We start from the raw sequence: 232 nt of genomic DNA, 5'->3' as shown, positions 1-232 counted from the left end.
ATCTTGCCGTAACCTTCAATCGTTTCCCAGTGAACTGCGGTCGCGTAGAATGGTGAACCAGGCCGGGGATAGCCGCCTGAGTTGTGCCCGTAGAAAATGACCACCCGCTCCGCCCCCACCTCGAAGCAGGATTTCATTGTGTCATGCAGGATTTGAAGCTGGTCGAGTCCGCTGGCGGTTCCGGCCCGACGTTCCGCCCATGGGAGAACCACTTTTATCAACGCCACTGCAC

The 232-nt window shown here is 57.8% G+C and carries 1 protein-coding gene; it reads right to left on the bottom strand.

Annotated features, from left to right (window positions below):
* The coding region (locus tag AC0L3N_RS33985) for a hypothetical protein (RefSeq protein ID WP_473552076.1) at window positions 1-232 on the bottom strand (232 nt) is incomplete at both ends.

The organism is Mesorhizobium sp. WSM4807 (genome assembly GCF_055811615.1).
The sequence above is the reverse complement of the archived record's forward strand: the minus strand, read 5'-3'. Positions and strand labels throughout refer to the sequence as shown.